We start from the raw sequence: 18,965 nt of genomic DNA, 5'->3' as shown, positions 1-18,965 counted from the left end.
TCCCGGCTCCGTCTCGCCCGATCCCGGCCGTGGATACCGTCGCCGACCGAGGATTCCGGGCCGCCACGGGTTCCGCGACGTCTCGAACCGGGGCCATCGCGCCGTCCGGCGGTACTCGACCCACCCGTGTACCGTCTCGGCGAATGGGCCTCGAGCACGTTGCCGTGCTGGTGAACCCGGTCGCCGGTGGCGGCCGGGCACTGGGAGAGGGCCGGCGGGCAGCGGCGCGGTTCCGAGCGGTCGGGGTGCGGGTCGAGCTGCTGACCGGTGCCGGCCCGGCCGAGACCGCGGACCTTGCGGCTCAGGCGGTTTCCTCCGGCGCCACCGAGCTGGTGGCCTGCGGCGGGGACGGCATCGTGCACCTGGCGCTGCAGACGGTGGCCGGGACGAGCTGCACACTCGGCGTCATTCCGGCCGGCACCGGCAACGACATCGCGCGGTCGCTCGGCATCCCCCGGAAGTCGACCGACCAGGCGGTCGATCTCATCCTGGCCGGGCCGGTCCGCACCATCGATCTCGGCCGGGCCGGGGACCGGTGGTTCGGGGCGGTAGTGGCCAGCGGGTTCGATTCCCGGGTCAACGACCGCGCGAACCGGATGACCTGGCCGCGGGGGCGGATGCGGTACAACCTGGCCATCATCGCCGTACTGGCGTCCTTCCGGCCGATCCAGTTCCGGATCGAGCTGGACGACCAGGTCATCGAAGGCCCGGCGATGCTGGTCGCGGTCGGCAACGGGCCGTCCTACGGCGGTGGAATGAGGATCTGCCCGAACGCCTCGATGTCCGACGGCCGACTCGACGTCACCATCGTCTCCCGGATGAGCCGGGCCAAGCTGGCGCGGCTGTTCCCGTCGGTGTACCGCGGGCGTCACCTGCGGTACCCGGAGGTCCTGACCTACCGGTCCCGGCGCGTCGAGGTCCAGGCCCCAGGGGTGAGCGCCTACGCCGACGGAGAGCTGGTTGCCCCGTTGCCGCTCACCTGCGTCGCCGTCCCGGACGCGTTGCGGGTCTTCGCTCCAGCGATGGTCGCTCCGGTCCGAGGGTAGAGGACGACCTACCTGCTGGCCGAGCACCCCGACCTGCCGGGCGCCGACATCTACACCGCCAGCGCCTGCGTCGATCATGCTGCGGTGCAACGGTTTCTCGCGGCCGATCCGCGCCTGGCGGTCGTGGCCGGCGGTCCGCTGCGGTGGCCACCGCTGATGTACCTGGCCTACGCGCGCCACGACCCCGAAGTCCTGGTGGGCGACGTCCTGACCAGTGCCGGGTTGCTGCTGCAGGCCGGCGCCGACCCCGATGCCGGCTATCTCTGGCACGGGCTCACCTGTCCGTTCACCGTACTGACCGGAATATTCGGATCCGGTGAGCAAGGCGTGTCGAACCAGCCCCATTACCCGCACGCGACAAGGTTGGCCCGACTGCTGCTGGAGGCCGGCGCCGAGCCGAACGACGGCCAGACCCTCTACAACCGGATGTTCGAACCCGACGACAGTCATCTGGAGAACCTGTTCGACTACGGGCTCGGCACCGGAGACGGCGCGCCGAGATCGCCTGCTTGCTGGGGATCTCGGTGCGGCCGACAGTCTCGATCCGGACGCGGTTCTGATCGGGGCGCTCCTGTCGGGCGACGAGGCAACGGTTGCGTCGGCGTCGGGCCGGCAGGTCGTGTCGGTTCGTCGCCGTCACCCGTCGTCGATCCTGCGGGCGACGGTGGCCGGCTCCCAGGACGGAATCAAGTTGTTGCTGGCCAACGGGTTCGACGTCAACGCAAAGGGCCGTCAGGAACTGCCGGTGGAGCAGGAGCGGGAGACCGCACTGCATGTCGCGGCCGGCGAGGGCGACGTTGACCTGGTCCGCGTCCTCCTCGCGGCCGGCGCGGACCCGTCGGCCCTCGATCGCCGGTTCCAGGTCACCCCGTTGCAGTGGGCGCAGCATTTCGGCCATCAGGATGTCGTCAATCTGCTCACCGCCCGATAGGGCTCAAACGGTGGGGATCTCGTCCTCCAGGTACCGTGGCCGTGCAAGTCGGGACCCGACCGCGGCCATCGGCAGCAGCAGGACCATCATCAGGATCAGCGATGGCGTCCAGCTGTGGCCGACGTCGTGGACCAACCCGAAGGCCACCGGCGCCAACGCTCCGATCAGGTAGCCGACGCACTGGGTGAAGGCGGACAAGGCGATGACGCCGTCCGCGGTGAAGGCGCGCAATGCGACCAGGGTGAGCACCACCGGGAAGGTGCCGCCGCCGACGCCCATGAAGAACATCCACACCCAGGCCCCGCTGACCGGGGCCAGCATCAGACCGAGATATCCGACCAGATAGCACGCGGAGAGCAGCAGGATCAGCGGCAGCGCCAGCCGTTGCCGCCGAAGGAGCACCGGGACGGCCAGCGACATGGCGATGCCGATGGCCGGCGCCATGGACAGCAGCGCCCCCATCTTGACTTCGCCGACCCCCGCGTCCAACAGCACCTGCCCCAACCAGCCGATGACTACGTAAATGTGGGCCGACTGCACACCGAACATGATGGCCATGGCCCAGGCCAGCGGCGACCGGATCAACGCGCGTAACGGAACCGAGGAGTGGCGGCGGGACCGGGCGGTGCGGCGCGATCCGAAAGCGACGGCCAGCCAGGGCAACAGCGCGATGACGGCGATCGCCGCCCACACCAGCAGCGGCGCCCGCCAGGTGCCGTGCAGTGCGTGTTCGACCGGAATGCTCAGACCGGAGGACACGGTGGCGCCCAGCGACAGCATGGTCACGTAGACCGATGTGATGGTGGTGATCTGCTGTGGGAAGTGCTGCCGGATCAGGCCGGGCATCAGGACGTTGCCGATGGCCAGGCCGACCAGCGCGATCAGGGTGCCCAGGAAGAGGGAGATCACCCCCGGGCCGAGGGCCCGGAGGATCTGACCGGCGCCGGAGATCAACAGGGCCATGACCACCAACCGGTGATTGCCCACCCGGGCCGCCACCATCGGCGTCACGATCCCGGCGAACGCGAAGACCAGCGGGGGCAGGGCCAGCAACAGACCGGCAGCGCCGGCCGACACGTGCAGATCGACCCGGATCTCCGGAAGCAGCGTGCCCAGCGCGTTGACCGACAGCCGCAGGTTCAGGGCTAGTACGACGACCGCGGAGAGCAGCAGGGCCTTGGAGGTTCCGCGAGAGGCATGCACCAGGAGGATTATCGCGCAACGGGCGCGTCCCGGATGTCAGGTCCGGTGGCATGGATCGGCCGACGGGTCGACCGGGGCCCCGCGCCTCAGTGGGCCAGGATCTTCGAGAGGAAGTCCCGAGCCCTCTCGGTGCTCGGGTGGTCGAAGAAATCGTCGGGGGTGGCGATCTCGGCGATGTTGCCCGCGTCCATGAAGACGACACGGTCGGCTGCCTTGCGGGCGAACCCCATCTCGTGGGTGACGACCAGCATCGTCATGCCGTCGGCGGCCAGCTCCACCATGACGTCCAGCACGCCCGAGACCATCTCCGGATCGAGGGCGCTGGTCGGCTCGTCGAACAGCATGATCTTCGGGTGCATGGCCAAAGACCTTGCGATGGCGACTCTTTGCTGCTGGCCACCGGAGAGCTCGGCCGGCATGCCGTCCGCCTTGGAGCCGATGCCGACCCGATCGAGCAGGTCCATCGCTTCCCGGCGCGCGTCCGTCGTGGTCAATCCTCGGACGCGGACGGGGCCGAGCATCACGTTGTCCAGCACCGACAGATGCCGGAACAGGTTGAACGACTGGAAGACCATGCCGACGTCGGTCCGCAACTGGGCGAGGGCCCTGCCCTCCTGGGGGACTTCGACGCCGTCGATCCGGATCGAGCCGGAGGTCGGCTTCTCCATCCGGTTGATGCAGCGGCACAGCGTCGACTTGCCCGAACCAGAGGGGCCGAGTACGACGACCACCTCGCCCCGGCTGACGTCGAGGCTGACGTCATCCAGGGCGACGAACGAATCGAACAGCTTCCGGAGGTGGCGGATCTGCAGGAGGGCGCCAGTGTCGTCCGATGATCCGGCCCGATCGGGGAGAGGGGCAGCGGTCATGGGCTGAGACTAGGGATGTGCGCCGGACAAGGCCAGTGGGAGGTCGCGACCGACGGACCGGCTCCCGGCCGACCGAGGGCATCGGGCTCCGCGCCGCTCCGGTGGCCGACCCATCGGCCGCCCGGCCTGCGGGAACGATCGGCGTCGGACGAGGACGCCGGTCTCGACGTGACGTCCCTGTGACCCGCGTCGCAGATCGTGACCTGTTCGTTATCTGTTGGCCTTGACTCGAAGCTTTAGTTCACTCAATACTCAAACCCGTCGAAGCGCATCGATAACTTGCCCCGGGTCCAGCGGACATCGGGTCAAATCGGTCGGGTTGCGTGATCGGCTTGCAGGTGAAGATGGACGAACGGACACGAGGAGGTGACCGGCTGTGCCGACCAGTGAAGATGTGGCGCGCGCGGCCGGCGTCTCGCAGAGCACTGTCTCCTATGTGATGAGCGGGAAGCGGTCCATTTCGCCGGAAACGCGCCGACGGGTCGAGCAGGTCATCGAGGAATTGGGTTACCATCCCAATTCGGGCGCCCAGGCGCTGGCCAGCAGCAAGACGAACGTCATCGGGCTGGTGCTGCCGTTCCGGGCGAACATGGACATGTCGGTCATCTCCGAGTTCATGGCCGGAATCGCGGCGGGGGCCAGGGCCCACGACTACGACATCCTGCTGGTGACGGCGGACGAAGGTCCGGCTGGCCTGCGTCGGCTGGTCGGGCGGGCCTTGTGCGATGCCCTGATCCTGATGGAAGTCGGGTCGCAGGACGATCGCCTCGCCGTCGCCCGATCCCTCGGAGCTCCGGTCGTGTTGATCGGGGTCCCCGACGACAGTGACGGTCTGTACTGCGTCGACTTCGATTTCGAGGGCGCCGGCCAGGTTTGCGTCGACGAGTTGGCCGATCTCGGACACACCGAGATCGGTTTGCTGGGTATCGATCCCGACAGCACGAAGGGACGGGCCAATTTTTCCGTTCGGTTCCGTCGCGGGATCGCGGCCGCGGCGGCGCGCCGGGGTCTGAACATCCGGACGGTCAACATGGAGGCGAATCACTCCGATGTGTCGCGGGCCATCAACACCATGATGAAGATGTCACCGCCGGTCACCGGGTTGATCCTGCAGCATTCGGATTCGCCCGACCCGGTGACGGCCGTGCTGCTCGAGCACGGGCTGGTCCCTGGCTCCGACGTGGCCGTGATCGGCCTGTGCCCGGACGCGCTCGCCGAGCGACTACGGGTGCCGATGACCACTGTGCAGCAACAGGTCACCGAGGTGACGCGCCGCGCCATGGACGCGCTCTTCCGCATGCTGAACAAAGACGGCGCCATCACCGGACAGGTCGATCTCGTTCCGGTGTCACTGGCCCGACGGGCCAGCACCAACCGCCCTCCGTCCCACGGGCGTCGCGCAATTCACTAACTGCCGGTCGGATGGCGCGGCCCGCGCCATCCGGCAATATCGATCGATGCGCAATATCGATGCGCATCGACGCACGTTGCGAGTACGCGGTGTCCGTGACCGTCACGGCCCCATCAAAGGAGAAAAGGGACCCCCGTAATGAAGACACTTCGCGCCCACCGCGCATCAGGGATGAGGACGGCCGCGCTCAGCGCCGCACTCATCGTCGCCATGCCCCTGGCGCTGGCCGCCTGCGGCAGCAAGAGTTCGGCCTCCTCCAGCGGCGGGACCCCGACCGTCCACGTCCTGGACTACTACAACGAGGGCAACGACAACGTCGTCATCGGCAACACGCTGACCGCCTGCGGCAAGGCCAACAACATCACCGTCGTGCGGGACGCCGTTCCCGGCGGCGGTTTGATCCAGAAGGTCTTGCAGGAGAGCTCCTCCAAGACCCTGCCCGACGTCCTGATGCTCGACAACCCGGACATGCAGCAGATCGCGAAATCCGGTGCCCTCACCCCGCTGTCGGACTACAGCATCTCCACCGACGGCTACGCCCCCGGCATCCTGCAGGCCGGCACGTACAACGGCAAGATCTACGGCCTGGCGCCGACGGTGAACTCCATCGCGCTGTTCTACAACAAGGACGTCTTCACCAAGGCCGGAATCACGCCCCCGACCACCTGGGCCGACCTGCGCGCCGACGCCAAGAAGCTCACCAGCGGCAGCCAGTACGGCATCGCCCTGGACGCCAACGCCACCTACGAAGGCAGTTGGACCTTCCTGCCGTTCATGTGGTCCAACGGCGGATCCGAGAAGAACATCAACACGCCGGAGGTCGCCGAGGCCCTGCAGTTCTGGGTCGATCTGATGAAGGACGGCTCCCTGTCCAAGGGCGCGCTCAACTGGACCCAGGCCGACGCCGAGAACCAGTTCGCCGCCGGCAAGGCCGCGATGATGATCAACGGCCCGTGGCAGTTCCCGGCGCTCAACGCCGTCAAGGGTCTCAACTACGGTGTCGTGTCGATCCCGGTCAACAAGGCCGGACAGGTCGCCCAGGCACCGCTCGGCGGCGAGGTGTGGACCGTCCCGAACACCGGCAACACCGAGAACCAGAAGAACGGCGCGAAGATCGTCGCCTGCATGAACAGCGACGCCAACCAGATCGCGATGGCCGTCGCCCGTGGCACCGTCCCGTCGAAGACGACGCTGTCGACCGAATTCCTCAAGAAGGCGCCGGCCATGGCCGCGTTCACCAAGACCGTGGCCACGGCGCGCGCTCGTACCGCCATCCTGGGCGATGCCTGGCCGAAGACCGCCACCGCGATTTACACGGCCGTGCAGTCGGCGCTGACCGGGCAGGCTTCGCCGGCTGATGCGTTGAAGACAGCCGCCTCGACGGTGGGTTGATCGATCATGTCCACCACCGCCGAAGAGAAGTTGGGAAAAGGAGTGCCGACAACAGGCTCCAGGACCAGGCGCAGGCCGCGGGGCAACCGGGAACGCCTGTTCCAGTGGCTGTTCCTCGCCCCGGCCATCGTCTACATGTTGTTGTTCTTCGGGTATCCCGTGGTCAAGAACATCACCATGAGTTTCCAGGACTACACGTCGAGCACCTTCTTCTCCGGGCTCGCCCCGTGGGTCGGGTTCCGCAACTATTCGACGGTGGTGGGCATGCCCATCTTCTCGCAAGCCCTGCGCAACACCGCACTGTTCACCATCGGCTCGATCGCCGGCCAGTTCGTCATCGGTCTGGCGCTGGCCGTCTTCTTCCGTAACCGGTTCCGGCTCTCGGGAATCCTGCGGTCGCTGCTGTTGCTGCCGTGGCTGCTTCCGTTGATCGTCTCCAGTGCCATCTGGAAGTGGATCCTGGACACCGACAGCGGTGCCCTGAACCAGTTCCTGAAGTCGCTCGGCCTCATCACCACCGGCGTTCCGTGGTTGACCAGCACTTCGGTCGCCTTGGTGGCCGTCATCGTGGTCAACGTCTGGATCGGGATCCCGTTCAACGTGACCATCCTGTACGGAGGTCTGCAGGACATCCCGGAGGACCTGTACGAAGCCGGTTCCCTCGACGGCGCAACGGGTTGGAAGGCCTTCCGTAACATCACCTGGCCGCTGCTGCGGCCGGTGGTCAGCGTCGTGCTGGTGCTCGGCGTGGTCTATACGATCAAGGTGCTGGACATCATCCTCGGGCTGACCAACGGCGGCCCGGCCAACGCCACCCAGACCATCGCCACCGAGTCGTACGCACTGTCCTTCGGGCAGTTCGAATTCGGTCAGGGAGCGGCGCTCGGCAACATCCTGATCGTCATCTCGTTGGTGTTCGCCGTGTTCTACCTGCGGGCCACCCGGCGCGCGGTCGACGAGTAGAGGGGATTCGGAAATGACAACGGCAACCGTCCCCGCGGCCGTCAAGGCGACCAAGGGCACCTCCCGTCGGCAGCGTCGCTCGTGGATCAACACGGTCCTCGGAGTGATCTTCCTGTGCATCATGTTGTTCCCCGTGTACTGGATGCTCAACGCGTCGCTGCAGCCCGGCGGCGGCGCGTTGAGCACCAGCTGGTTTCCGACCCATCCGGACTTCTCCGGATACCGGACGGCCATCAGCGAGCAGGGCCGCCACCTGATGACCAGCCTGCTGATCGCCATCGGCAGCGTGATCTTCTCGCTGATCATCGCCACGCCGGCGGCCTATGCGCTGGCCCAGTTCAAGATGCGGGGCACCAGCCTGGTGCTGTTCGGCATCCTGATCAGCCAGATGATCCCGGGCATCGTCGTGGCCAACGCGCTGTACAGCGCCTACAACGACCTGGGCATCCTGAACACCTACGGCGGGCTGATCCTGGCCGATTCCAGTGCCGGCATCCCGTTCGCGATCCTGATCATGCGGGCCTACATGACGACCATCCCCAAGCCGATCATCGAGGCGGCCCGGGTGGACGGAGCCGGGCACTTCCGGGCCTTCATCTCGGTCGTTGTCCCGGTCAGCCGCAACGCGATCATCACCGGTGCCCTGTTCACCTTCCTGTTCACCTGGAGCGACTTCCTGTTCGCTTTGACCCTGACCACCGGCGACAGTGTGCAACCGGTGACTTTGGGAATCTTCCAGTACATCGGGGCACACGTGCAGGACTGGAGCTCGGTGATGGCGACCGCCGTACTGGCGTCGCTCCCGGCCGTCATCCTGCTGGTGCTGGCCCAGAAGTTCATCGCCGCCGGAGCCACCGGCGGAGCCGTCAAATAGTCTGTGATGAGGGAAAAACCATGGAGCAGCTGAAAGTCCTGGTCTGGGGCGAGAACCGCCACGAGCAGGTCGAACCCCACGTCGCCGAGCGGTACCCGACCGGCATGCACGGAGCCATCGCCGACGGGATCCGGGAGAACCTCGGTGACACCGCTCGCGTCCGGACCGCCGTGTTCGACGACCCGGAGCACGGTCTCACCGAGGAGGTGCTGGCCGACACCGACGTCCTGACCTGGTGGGGACACGCCGCCCACGGTGAGGTCGACGACGCCGTGGTGGAGCGGGTGCACCGTCACGTGCTGGCCGGCATGGGACTGGTGGTGCTGCATTCCGGGCACTGGTCGAAGATCTTCGGCAAGCTGATGGGCACCAGCTGCACGCTGCGCTGGCGCAGCGAGCACGACCGCGAGCTTGTGTGGACGGTCGACCCGACCCACCCGATCGCACAGGGCGTGCCGAACCCGATCATCATCGAGGAACAGGAGATGTACGGCGAGTTCTTCGACATCCCGGTGCCCGACGAACTGATCTTCATCAGTGGCTTCACCGGGGGTGAGGTGTTCCGCAGCGGCTGCACCTTCAAGCGTGGCTTCGGCAAGATCTTCTACTTCTCGCCCGGAGACCAGGACTTCCCGGTCTACTTCCACAAGGACGTACGTCGGGTGATCTCCAACGGCGTGCAGTGGGCCCGCACCGTCCGTCCCGAGCGGTCCGCCCCGACCCTGCTGCGGTACGACACCGACGATTTCTACAACGGCCAGGACTACCGCGGCCCGATCGAGGCCCACGACGACGACGCGGACGCCCCGGTCCCCGCCTGACCCGACCCGTACCCCGGCATGGATCAACTTCGCAGGCATGGATGAAAGTGACCACTTCCGTCACTCGAGTCCCAAGCCCACGAAGTTGATCTATGCCGTCCACCGTCGCCGCTGTGACGCCACCAAGTGAGGAATTCATGAACTTCAGAACCATTCCCGATGACGGCCAGCCCCTGAAGGTCGTCCTGGTCGGGGTCGGCGGCATGGGCCAGGCCTGGCTGCGGGCGATCGAGGGCTGCCCCGAGGTGGAGCTGGTCGGGCTGGTCGACCTGAATGTCGCTGCGGCGCAGGCGATCGCCGACGGGCTGGACCGCCGCGTGACGGTCGGTGCGGACGCGGTGGCGGTGGCGGCGATCAGCGGGGGACAGGCCGTCATCGACGTCACCGTCCCCGTCGCGCACCACCCGGTCACCACGGCGTCGCTGTTCGCCGGCCTGCCGGTGCTGGGCGAGAAGCCGGTGGCTTCCACTGTGGCCCAGGGTCTTTCCCTGGCCGCAGCGTCCGAGATCACCGGTGAGCTGTTCATGGTCAGCCAGTCGCGGCGGTACAACGACCAGCTCTGGGAGTTCAAGGAGCAGATCGCCGCGATCGGGCCGGCCGGCGTGCTGACCACGGAATTCTTCAAGGCCCCGCATTTCGGCGGATTCCGTGACGAGATGGATCACCCGCTCCTGCTCGACATGGCAGTCCACCAACTGGATTCGGCTCGATACCTGCTCGGCGGCGACCCGATCTCGGTGTACTGCGAGGAGTACAACCCGTCCTGGAGCTGGTACCGCGGAGACGCCGGCTGCACGGCGATCTTCGAGATGGCCGGCGGCGCCCGGTATGTCTTCACCGGCAGCTGGTGCAGTCCCGGCCTGGAAACCTCGTGGAACGGCTCATGGCGAGCCAGCGGCGAGCACGGCAGCGCGCTCTGGAACGGCGACCAGGCCCCGGAGGTGGAGGCGCTCGGATCCACCCAGCCCATCGCCGGTGCCCGCCCGCTCGGCGACGGCATCGACGGGTCGTTGCGGGAGTTTGTCCACGCCCTGCGCACCGGCGAGACTCCGATGGGCGAGGTGCACGAGAACGTGTACAGCCTGGCCATGGTCGAGGCGGCGATCGAGTCGGGCCGCCGCCGGGCCAGGGTCGTGCTGGCCGACGTGATGACCGCAGCCCTCGACACCGCCCTGGAAACCGAAGCGCGCGAGGACGTCTCGGTGGTCCTGAAGTCGTGGCAGGCGTCCGGAGGGTACCGCGGCTGATGAAGTTCAGCGACGGCTACTGGCAGACCCGACCGGGCTTCACCGTGCTGCGCCCGATTGACATCGCCGAGGTCACGTCCGGGCCTGACTACCTCCAGGTGCTGGCGCCGGCCAAGCCGTCGACGGGCCGGGGCTGGGACCTCAACCTGGCCACGGCGACGCTCACGCTGTCCTCGCCGATGACCGACGTGATCAAGGTGCGGATCGAGCACCACTCCGGCGCGCTCGATCCCGGACCGCACTTCGTCCTCCCCGGTGCCGGTCCGACGCCGGTCCGGATCCGGATCGACGACACCGTGGCCGAGTTGACGTCCGGTGACCTTTCGGCCGTCGTCCGCCGGGGCGAACCGTTGCGGATCGACTTCCGGGCGGGTGGTCGGACGCTGACCAGCAGCCTCCCCCGCGGCATCGGACTGGTCACCGACGATGCGGCGCAGTCCCATGTGTTCCAACAGTTGTCGATGGCCGTCGGCGATCTGGTCTACGGCCTCGGGGAACGATTCGGCCCGGTGGTGAAGAACGGCCAGACCGTCGACATCTGGAACGAGGACGGCGGGACGGCCAGCGAGCAGGCGTACAAGAACGTCCCGTTCTATCTGACCAACGCCGGCTACGGCGTGTTCGTCAACCATCCGGAACGGGTCTCGTTCGAGATCGGGTCGGAGGCGGTGAGTCGGAACCAGTTCTCGGTACCCGGACAGCACCTGGAGTACTTCGTCATCCACGGGCCGTCCCCGAAACAGATCCTGTCCCGCTACACGGCTCTGACCGGCCGCCCGCCCCAGGTGCCGTCCTGGTCGTTCGGGTTGTGGCTGTCCACGTCGTTCACCACCAGCTACGACGAGGCGACGGTCTCCGGCTTCATCGCCGGCATGGCCGAACGCGAGATCCCGTTGAGCGTCTTCCACTTCGACTGCTACTGGATGCGCGGGTTCCGGTTGTGCGACCTGGAGTGGGACCCGGTGACCTTCCCCGAACCGGAGGCCATGCTGGCCCGGCTGAAGGCCGATGGGCTGAAGGTCTGCGTCTGGATCAACCCGTACATCGCGCAGCAGTCGGCCCTGTTCGCCGAGGGTCGGGACGGCGGGTACCTGGTGAAGCGGCCCGACGGAAGCGTCTGGCAATGGGATATGTGGCAGGCCGGAATGGCCCTGGTGGACTTCACCAATCCGGACGCGGTCCGTTGGTACACCGGGCATCTCGGGCGCCTTCTGGACCAGGGGGTCGATGCCTTCAAGACCGACTTTGGCGAGCGGATCCCGATCGATGTGGTGTGGCACGACGGGTCCGACCCGCTGCGCATGCACAACTACTACACCCAGCTGTACAACCGGGCCGTGTACGAGCTGCTCCGGCAGCGGCGGGGCGATGGCGAAGCCGTGCTGTTCGCTCGGTCGGCCACGGCTGGTGGACAGCAGTTCCCGGTGCACTGGGGCGGCGACTCCGAGTCGAACTATCCGTCCATGGCCGAGACGCTGCGGGGCGGATTGTCATTGGCCTACAGCGGGTTCGGGTATTGGTCGCACGACATCGGCGGCTTCGAGGGCACGCCCGACCCGGCCGTGTTCAAGCGGTGGCTGCCGTTCGGGCTGTTGTCCAGTCACAGCCGCCTGCACGGGAGCGGCTCGGTCCGCGCGCCCTGGGCGTTCGGCGAGGAAGCCGTCGACGTGGCCCGGAAATTCACCCGGCTGAAGCTGTCGCTGATGCCGTACCTGGCCCGGATCGCCTCGGAGACAACCGATCGCGGATATCCGATGCTCCGCCCGATGCTGCTGGAATTCCCCGACGACCGGACCACCGCCCACCTGGACACCCAGTACATGCTGGGTGATTCCCTCCTGGTGGCGCCGGTGTTCTCCGACGACGGCGACGTCGAGTACTACGTGCCGGAAGGCGTCTGGACGCACCTGTTGACCGGCGGCACGGTGACCGGCCCGAGATGGGTCCGGGAGACTCACGGGTACGACTCGGTGCCGCTGCTGGTGCGACCCGGGACCGTGCTGCCGGTCGCGGCCGATGACGGAACCACCGAGTTCGTCGCCGCCGACGGCGTGATCCTGCACCTGTTCGAACTGGCCGTCGGGTTCGAGTCGACGGTTGCCGCGGGCAGCGCGCGCTTCCACGTGCGCCGCACGAGTGAGCGCATCGTGGTGACCAGGACTGCGGGCACCGGCCCGTGGTCGGTGGTGCTCGACGGTGAGGCGACACCCGCCGGCGGGGACGTCTGGGTGCATTAGGAGCGCGCGCGACCTACTTCGTTCCTAGGCTGGTTCCATCACCTCCCGACGACGAAGGAGTCACCATGAGCAGCACCGAGACGATCATCGACGAGCGGGCCGATCTGCTGGAAATCCTGCGGACACGTCGACGCTTCCTGATCTACACGGCCAACGGCCTTACCCACGAGCAGGCCGCGGCCGCTCCGACGGTGAGCGCCCTGTGCATCGGCGGGCTGATCAAGCACGTCGCCAAGACCGAGGCCGGCTGGCTGGACTTCATCGAACAGGGCCCGTCGGCGATGGACGGCGGCAAACCGTTCTCGGAGTGGGGCGAGGCCGAGTTCACCGCTCGGGCCAATGAGTTCAAGCTGCTGCCGGAGGAGTCGCTGGACGGGGTGCTGGCCGCGTACGCGGCCGTCGCCATCCGGACCGAGGCCCTGCTGACGAGCCTGCCCGATCTCGGGGTGTCACAGCCGCTGCCGACGGCGCCGTGGTTCAAGCCGGGTGCCCGTCAGTCGGCCCGTCAGGTGTTCCTGCACATCGCCTGCGAGACGGCGCAGCACGCCGGACACGCCGACATCATCCGCGAGGCCATCGACGGGCAGAAGACCATGGGCTGAGGGGTGCGGGCGCCGCTCGGGTCAGTCGGTGCCCAGGTCCATGGCCGCCGGGTCGATGGCGAAGCTGGCCGCCTCCTCGGGGGTCAGCTGGGGACTGGCGATGGCCGCGGAGGCACCAGCCTCCAGCTTGCCGACCAGCGTCTGCTCGGCGTCGAGCTGACCCAGCCCGGCGTAGAGCTCCAGCTTGGCCCGTGAGTCGGCAATGTCCAGGTTCCGCATCGTCAGCTGACCGATCCGGTCGGTCGGGCCGAACGCCGCGTCCTGGGTGCGTTCCATCGACAGCTTCTCCGGGTGGTAGCTGAAGTTCGGCCCGGAGGTGGCCAGGATCGAGTAGTCGTTGCCCCGTCGCAGCCGCAGGGTGACCTCGCCGGTGACGGCGTTGCCGACCCACCGCTGCAGGGACTCGCGGAGCATCAGCGACTGGGGGTCGAGCCAGCGGCCCTCGTACAGCAGCCGCCCGAGACGGCGGCCGTCGTTGTGGTAGCTGGCCAGGGTGTCCTCGTTGTGGATGCCGTTGATCAGCCGTTCGTAGGCGATGAACAGCAGGGCCATGCCCGGTGCCTCGTAGATGCCGCGCGACTTGGCCTCGATGATGCGGTTCTCGATCTGGTCGGACATGCCGAGGCCGTGCCGGCCGCCGATGGTGTTGGCCTCGTGGACCAGGGCCACCGCGTCGGAGTAGTCGGTGCCGTTGATGCTCACCGGACGTCCCTGCCGGAACCCGATGGTCACGTCCTCGGTGGCGATGGCGACCGAGGGGTCCCAGTGCGCCACCCCCATGATCGGCTCGACGATCTCGATCGAGGTGTCCAGGAATTCGAGCTGCTTGGCCTCGTGGGTGGCGCCCCAGATGTTGGCGTCGGTCGAGTACGCCTTCTCGACGCTGTCGCGGTAGGGCAGGCCCTGGGCCAGCAGCCACTCGCTCATCTCCTTGCGCCCACCGAGCTCGGTGACGAAGGCCTCGTCCAGCCAGGGCTTGTAGATGCGCAACCGTGGGTTGGCCAGCAGGCCGTAGCGGTAGAAGCGCTCGATGTCGTTGCCCTTGTAGGTCGACCCGTCGCCCCAGATGTCGACCCCGTCGGAGTGCATCGCCCGGACCAGCAGGGTGCCGGTGACGGCCCGACCGAGCGGGGTGGTGTTGAAGTACGTCGACCCGCCGGTACGGATGTGGAAGGCGCCGCAGGCCAGCGCGACCAGGCCCTCCTCGACCAGGGCGGCCCGGCAGTCCACGACCCGGGCGATCTCGGCCCCGTACTGCTGGGCGCGGACCGGTACGCCCGTCAGGTCGGGCTCGTCGTACTGGCCGATGTCGGCGGTGTACGTGCACGGGATCGCGCCCTTGGCGCGCATCCAGGCGACGGCGACGGACGTATCGAGGCCACCGGAGAATGCGATACCGACACGCTCGCCGACCGGCAGGGAAGTGAGGACTTTGGACACGACGATGACCTTATCCGGCCGGAGGCGTTGTCCGGGCCCCGGCGGGCGTGGGCCTGCTCCCACCCGCGACCGCGCCCGTCCCGAGTGGCGTCATCTTCGCTCCGCTCCTCCGGAAACGGATCCGCCGCGCGCCCGGATAGGCTCCCCGATACCCGTTCACCCCCGGCGATGAGGAAACCTCTGTGACGAGCAGCAACCGAACCTTCCCCGACGGCTTCCTCTGGGGCTCGGCGACCGCGTCGTACCAGATCGAGGGGGCCGCCACCGAGGGTGGTCGAGGACCGTCGATCTGGGACACCTTCAGCCACACCCCGGGCAAGGTGCTCGGCGGGGACACCGGCGACGTCGCCGACGACCACTACCACCGGTGGCCCGAGGACGTTCAGCACATCAAGAACCTCGGCCTGCACGCCTACCGCTTCTCCATCTCCTGGCCACGGGTGCAACCGGGCGGCTCGGGCGAGTTCAACGCCGAGGGCATCGCGTTCTACTCGAACCTGGTCGATGCGCTGATCGAGGCGGGCGTGCAGCCGGTGGTCACGCTGTACCACTGGGACCTCCCGCAGGAACTCGAGGACGAGGGCGGCTGGGCCAACCGCGAGACCGCGTTCCGGTTCGCCGCCTACGCCGAGCGGATGGCCCGTGAGCTGGGTGACCGGATCTCGGTCTGGACCACGCTCAACGAACCGTGGTGCGCGGCCTACCTGGGCTACGCCTCCGGCGTGCACGCCCCCGGCCTGACCGACGGCGCGAAGGCCCTGGCCGCGGTGCACCACCTGAACCTGGCCCACGGCCTGGCCGGCCGGGCCGTCCGGAAGGTGCTGGGGCCGGACACCAAGATCTCGGTGACCCTGAACCTGCACGTCACGCACCCGGTCGATCCGTCGTCGGCGGACGACCGGGCGGCCGTCCGCAAGATCGACAACCTGGGCAACGAGGCCTTCCTGCAGCCGATGCTGGACGGCCGGTACCCGGCCGAGCTGCTGGAGCAGACCGCGCACATCACCGACTGGGCGTTCGTCCAGGACGGGGACCTGGAACTGATCAACATCCCGCTGAGCATCCTGGGCGTCAACTACTACTCGTCCTCGCGGGCGCAGAAGTTCTCCGGCATCGGCGAGAAGCGCGAAGCGGACAACCACGGCGACGGCGCCGCCAGCCCGTGGGTCGGCGCGGACGACGTCGAGTTCCTGCCCCAGCCCGGCCCGTACACGTCGATGGGCTGGAACATCGACCCCGCCTCGTTCACGTCACTGCTGGTCGACGTGGGTACGCGCTACCCCGGAACGCCTCTGATGGTCACGGAGAACGGTGCCGCGTTCCACGACACCGTGTCGGCCGACGGGCGGGTCCACGACGCCGACCGGGTCGACTACCTCTACCGGCACCTGGACGCCGTCGGGGCGGCCCTGGACGCCGGGATCGATCTGCGCGGCTACTTCGTCTGGTCGTTGCTGGACAACTTCGAGTGGTCCTTCGGCTACGACCGCCGATTCGGCATCATCCGGGTCGACTTCCAGACCCTGGAGCGCAGCTGGAAGGACTCGGCCTACTGGTACCGGACCCTGGCCACGACCAACGGCCTGCCGGGCCGGGACGTCACGTACTGATCGCCGACCCTGATCGCCGACCGGCCGGCGCATACAGAACTGCCCGGCGCATAGAAGACGTCCCGAATCGGCCGCCGGACGGCCGGCAACCGGAAGAACGGTATGCGCCGGGCAGAAACGTATGCGCAGAACGGCAGCCCATGCGCAGAACGGCAGCCCATGGGCAGAACGGCAGCCCATGCGCAGAACGGCAGCCCGAGGCCAGGGGCAGCAGTGGTCAGGCGGCGGAGACGGCCCGGAACGAGCTGGCCGCTGTGGACAGGATCTGCGGCCAGATTCCCAGGACGGCGGTGGGGCCGGCGGCGGCGGTGACCTCCCAGCCGGGACGGGCGCCGACGGCGCTGCGGACGTCGGACACGCTGGTCAGACCTTCGTTCTGCCCGTGCCACAGATGCACCGGCACGCCCTCGGTGTTCGGGTTGGCGAGCCAGGCGTTGGTGGCCGGCGGACGCGAGACGGTGCCCCAGATCTGCTGGGTCTGCTCGGCGTCGACGGCGACCGCGGCGCGGAAGTCCTCCTCCAGCCAACGGTCACCGAGCGCCGCCCTGATCTCGGAGGACATCCGCGGGATCGCCTTCGCCCAGGTGGATTCCTTCGTCAGGTCGCCCGAACCCAGGGCCGTGAGCCAGGCCCCGAACAGACCGCCGGCCGGGTGCGTGGCGCGCTCACCGAACGGCCGCCGCAGGCTGCGCCGAGCCGGTAGCGGATCCGTCATGCGGGCCGACACGGCGGTCACCGAGGCCACCAACCGCGGGTAGCGGGACGCGAACGCGAAGACGTCGTCGATGCCCTGACCGATCCCGATGACGGCGACCCGCCCGACGGCGAGGGTGTCGACCAAGCGGCGAAGGTCCTCCGCCGGGTCCTCCTGGCCGCCGAGACCGATCGGATCCGATGCACCGGTACCGGGCCGGTCCAGGGCGAGCAACCGGACGGCCGACGGTAGAGCCGAGTCGTGCAGGAGCCAGGCCGGAGCCAGACGGGACGACCCCACGTCGGGGATCAGGATGCACGGCAGGCCGCGGGCACTTCCGTACTCGGCCCAGGCCAGCGCCCGCCCGTCGGGCACGCGGATGGCTCCGTAGGCGGGGTGTTCGACCTCCGACAGCAGGGTGACTTCGTCGTCGAACATGTCAAGGTAACTGCTGGCCGCGGGTAGCACGCTGGGGCCCAATCTGCTGTCTCTCCGGATACGCACGTACATGTGAGTCCAGGAGTGGCCATCCATCACGCTGATACGCGACCAGACATTCCAGTACTTCGTCACACCGGGTGCCTGAGCAATGGCGTTCCGTTCCCCGACGGCCTTCCGTCCTCACTCCTGTTATACGTAGCCGGGGCGGCCGATATTGCCGCCGACACCGGACTGTGATGTGACACTTTGGTGTCGATTGGGTGGCGTTCCGGTGTAAAACCCCGGATCGGCGGCCGCAGGGCCGCCGATCCGAGGTCGATACGTCATTTTCGCGGCAAATGGGCCGATCAGTCGTTGTGCTGGTCGCGCCAGGCGAGCCAGGCGTCGAGCTGGGAGAGGTCGTAGTCGGGACCGCTGATCCCGACGGTGAACAGGCTGAACCCGAGGTCGACCATCGCGTCGGCGGCGCCACCCTTCTCCGGTCCACCGGACACCGCCGTCGACCGCTGGATCTGGTCGGGATCGCGCCCGACGACGGCGCAGTGCTCGTCCAGGATCCGCGCCTTGCGGACCAGGGTCTCGTGGTCGCCGAAGACGTGCCAGACATCGGCGTACTCGGCCACGTAGCGGAGGGTCTTCTTCTCGCCGCCTCCACCGATCAGGATCGGGATGTCGCGGGTGGGTGGCGGGTTCAGCTTCCCGAACCGCGACTTGATCCGTGGCAGGTACTCGCCCAGCAGGTTCAGACGCTCGCCGGCGGTGGTGAAGTCATAGCCGTAGTTGTCGTAGTCCTTCTCGAACCAGCCGCTGCCGATCCCCAGGATCAGGCGGCCGCCCGCGATGTGATCGACGGTGCGGGCCATGTCGGCCAGCAGGTCGGGATTCCGATAACCACCGCAGGTGACGAGTGCGCCCAGCTCGACCCGTTCGGTCTGCTCGGCCCAGGCTGCCAGCATGGTCCAGCACTCGAAGTGCTTACCGTCCGGATCGCCGGTCAGCGGGTAGAAGTGGTCCCAGTTGAAGACCACGTCGACGCCCTTCTCCTCGGAGCGCATGACAGCGTCGCGGATCTGGCTGTAGTCGGCGTGCTGCGGCTGCAGTTGGACGCCGATTCTGATCGGGTGTGAAGTCATGATCCCCATTCTCCCCTCGGGGTACCGAACGCCGTCGCCGGGCCCGGTGTC

Annotated in this window: 16 protein-coding genes; 11 read left to right on the top strand and 5 right to left on the bottom strand. The window is 67.8% G+C overall.

The genetic code is table 11. The annotated features are described in order from the left end of the window. Positions 1-143: 143 nt before the first annotated feature. Both BLS97_RS06255 and BLS97_RS22700 read left to right on the top strand, forming a co-directional pair. Positions 144-1,046, top strand: coding sequence for a diacylglycerol kinase (locus tag BLS97_RS06255; RefSeq protein WP_090481493.1), 903 nt, complete (start codon positions 144-146; stop codon positions 1,044-1,046). Positions 1,047-1,665: 619 nt separating this feature from the next. After that, positions 1,666-1,977 carry an ankyrin repeat domain-containing protein gene (locus BLS97_RS22700; RefSeq protein ID WP_157695230.1) on the top strand — a complete coding sequence of 104 codons (312 nt, stop codon included), beginning with the start codon at positions 1,666-1,668 and terminating at the stop codon, positions 1,975-1,977. Between the two features lie 3 nt (positions 1,978-1,980). On the opposite strand, the gene BLS97_RS06245 is transcribed toward BLS97_RS22700, so the two are convergent. Both BLS97_RS06245 and BLS97_RS06240 read right to left on the bottom strand, forming a co-directional pair. Then, positions 1,981-3,180: an MFS transporter gene (locus BLS97_RS06245; protein ID WP_157695229.1), complete on the bottom strand. Its 1,200-nt coding sequence runs from the start codon at positions 3,178-3,180 to the stop codon at positions 1,981-1,983. An 86-nt stretch (positions 3,181-3,266) separates the two neighbouring features. Continuing rightward, positions 3,267-4,049: an amino acid ABC transporter ATP-binding protein gene (locus tag BLS97_RS06240; RefSeq protein ID WP_090475163.1), complete on the bottom strand. Its 783-nt coding sequence runs from the start codon at positions 4,047-4,049 to the stop codon at positions 3,267-3,269. 376 nt (positions 4,050-4,425) lie between these two features. On the opposite strand from BLS97_RS06240, the gene BLS97_RS06235 reads away from it, so the two are divergent. From BLS97_RS06235 to BLS97_RS06200, 8 genes are all read left to right on the top strand, one after another. Continuing rightward, positions 4,426-5,460 carry a LacI family DNA-binding transcriptional regulator gene (locus BLS97_RS06235; RefSeq protein ID WP_090475161.1) on the top strand — a complete coding sequence of 345 codons (1,035 nt, stop codon included), beginning with the start codon at positions 4,426-4,428 and terminating at the stop codon, positions 5,458-5,460. 138 nt (positions 5,461-5,598) lie between these two features. After that, positions 5,599-6,852 carry a sugar ABC transporter substrate-binding protein gene (locus BLS97_RS06230; protein ID WP_090475160.1) on the top strand — a complete coding sequence of 418 codons (1,254 nt, stop codon included), beginning with the start codon at positions 5,599-5,601 and terminating at the stop codon, positions 6,850-6,852. 6 nt (positions 6,853-6,858) lie between these two features. After that, complete coding sequence (locus BLS97_RS06225) at positions 6,859-7,815, top strand: carbohydrate ABC transporter permease (protein WP_090475158.1); 957 nt, start codon at positions 6,859-6,861, stop codon at positions 7,813-7,815. A gap of 13 nt (positions 7,816-7,828) precedes the next feature. Next, on the top strand, positions 7,829-8,689 hold the full coding sequence (locus BLS97_RS06220; protein WP_090475156.1) for a carbohydrate ABC transporter permease: 861 nt from the start codon (positions 7,829-7,831) through the stop codon (positions 8,687-8,689). A gap of 20 nt (positions 8,690-8,709) precedes the next feature. Continuing rightward, the gene (locus tag BLS97_RS06215; RefSeq protein WP_090475154.1) at positions 8,710-9,510 is read left to right on the top strand and encodes a ThuA domain-containing protein; all 801 of its coding nucleotides are present in this window, start codon (positions 8,710-8,712) and stop codon (positions 9,508-9,510) included. Between the two features lie 137 nt (positions 9,511-9,647). Beyond that, positions 9,648-10,757, top strand: a complete 1,110-nt coding sequence (locus tag BLS97_RS06210; protein WP_090475152.1) for a Gfo/Idh/MocA family protein — start codon at positions 9,648-9,650, stop codon at positions 10,755-10,757. Then, positions 10,757-12,994: an alpha-xylosidase gene (gene yicI / locus BLS97_RS06205; protein ID WP_090481487.1), complete on the top strand. Its 2,238-nt coding sequence runs from the start codon at positions 10,757-10,759 to the stop codon at positions 12,992-12,994. The genes BLS97_RS06210 and yicI overlap by 1 nt, the downstream gene beginning before the upstream one ends. 65 nt (positions 12,995-13,059) lie before the next feature. Beyond that, positions 13,060-13,596 (top strand): DinB family protein, encoded by a 537-nt coding sequence (locus tag BLS97_RS06200; protein ID WP_090475150.1) that lies wholly within the window; start codon positions 13,060-13,062, stop codon positions 13,594-13,596. Between the two features lie 21 nt (positions 13,597-13,617). On the opposite strand, the gene argG is transcribed toward BLS97_RS06200, so the two are convergent. Next, positions 13,618-15,036 carry an argininosuccinate synthase gene (gene argG / locus BLS97_RS06195; RefSeq protein WP_090475148.1) on the bottom strand — a complete coding sequence of 473 codons (1,419 nt, stop codon included), beginning with the start codon at positions 15,034-15,036 and terminating at the stop codon, positions 13,618-13,620. A gap of 182 nt (positions 15,037-15,218) precedes the next feature. On the opposite strand from argG, the gene BLS97_RS06190 reads away from it, so the two are divergent. Beyond that, on the top strand, positions 15,219-16,646 hold the full coding sequence (locus BLS97_RS06190; RefSeq protein ID WP_090475147.1) for a GH1 family beta-glucosidase: 1,428 nt from the start codon (positions 15,219-15,221) through the stop codon (positions 16,644-16,646). A gap of 217 nt (positions 16,647-16,863) precedes the next feature. Here the strand turns inward: BLS97_RS06190 and BLS97_RS06185 are convergent, their stop codons facing one another. Both BLS97_RS06185 and BLS97_RS06180 read right to left on the bottom strand, forming a co-directional pair. After that, entirely contained in the window at positions 16,864-17,778 is a 915-nt protein-coding gene (locus tag BLS97_RS06185) for an alpha/beta fold hydrolase (RefSeq protein WP_090475145.1), read from the bottom strand. A gap of 350 nt (positions 17,779-18,128) precedes the next feature. Then, a complete protein-coding gene (locus tag BLS97_RS06180) occupies positions 18,129-18,914 on the bottom strand; it encodes an LLM class F420-dependent oxidoreductase (protein WP_090481485.1) in 786 nt (261 codons plus the stop codon). Between the last annotated feature and the right edge of the window lie 51 nt (positions 18,915-18,965).

The organism is Nakamurella panacisegetis (assembly GCF_900104535.1).
GTDB lineage: Bacteria > Actinomycetota > Actinomycetes > Mycobacteriales > Nakamurellaceae > Nakamurella > Nakamurella panacisegetis.
The sequence above is the reverse complement of the archived record's forward strand: the minus strand, read 5'-3'. Positions and strand labels throughout refer to the sequence as shown.

Bases quoted from the DNA above. Each gene is read 5' to 3' on its own strand.
- BLS97_RS06220 (WP_090475156.1), top strand. From the start codon at position 7,829: ATGACAACGGCAACCGTCCCCGCGGCCGTCAAGGCGACCAAGGGCACC.
- BLS97_RS06230 (WP_090475160.1), top strand. From the start codon at position 5,599: ATGAAGACACTTCGCGCCCACCGCGCATCAGGGATGAGGACGGCCGCG.
- BLS97_RS06255 (WP_090481493.1), top strand. From the start codon at position 144: ATGGGCCTCGAGCACGTTGCCGTGCTGGTGAACCCGGTCGCCGGTGGC.
- BLS97_RS06215 (WP_090475154.1), top strand. From the start codon at position 8,710: ATGGAGCAGCTGAAAGTCCTGGTCTGGGGCGAGAACCGCCACGAGCAG.
- BLS97_RS06240 (WP_090475163.1), bottom strand. From the start codon at position 4,049: ATGACCGCTGCCCCTCTCCCCGATCGGGCCGGATCATCGGACGACACT.
- BLS97_RS06185 (WP_090475145.1), bottom strand. From the start codon at position 17,778: ATGTTCGACGACGAAGTCACCCTGCTGTCGGAGGTCGAACACCCCGCC.
- BLS97_RS06200 (WP_090475150.1), top strand. From the start codon at position 13,060: ATGAGCAGCACCGAGACGATCATCGACGAGCGGGCCGATCTGCTGGAA.
- BLS97_RS06210 (WP_090475152.1), top strand. From the start codon at position 9,648: ATGAACTTCAGAACCATTCCCGATGACGGCCAGCCCCTGAAGGTCGTC.
- yicI (WP_090481487.1), top strand. From the start codon at position 10,757: ATGAAGTTCAGCGACGGCTACTGGCAGACCCGACCGGGCTTCACCGTG.
- BLS97_RS06180 (WP_090481485.1), bottom strand. From the start codon at position 18,914: ATGACTTCACACCCGATCAGAATCGGCGTCCAACTGCAGCCGCAGCAC.
- BLS97_RS06225 (WP_090475158.1), top strand. From the start codon at position 6,859: ATGTCCACCACCGCCGAAGAGAAGTTGGGAAAAGGAGTGCCGACAACA.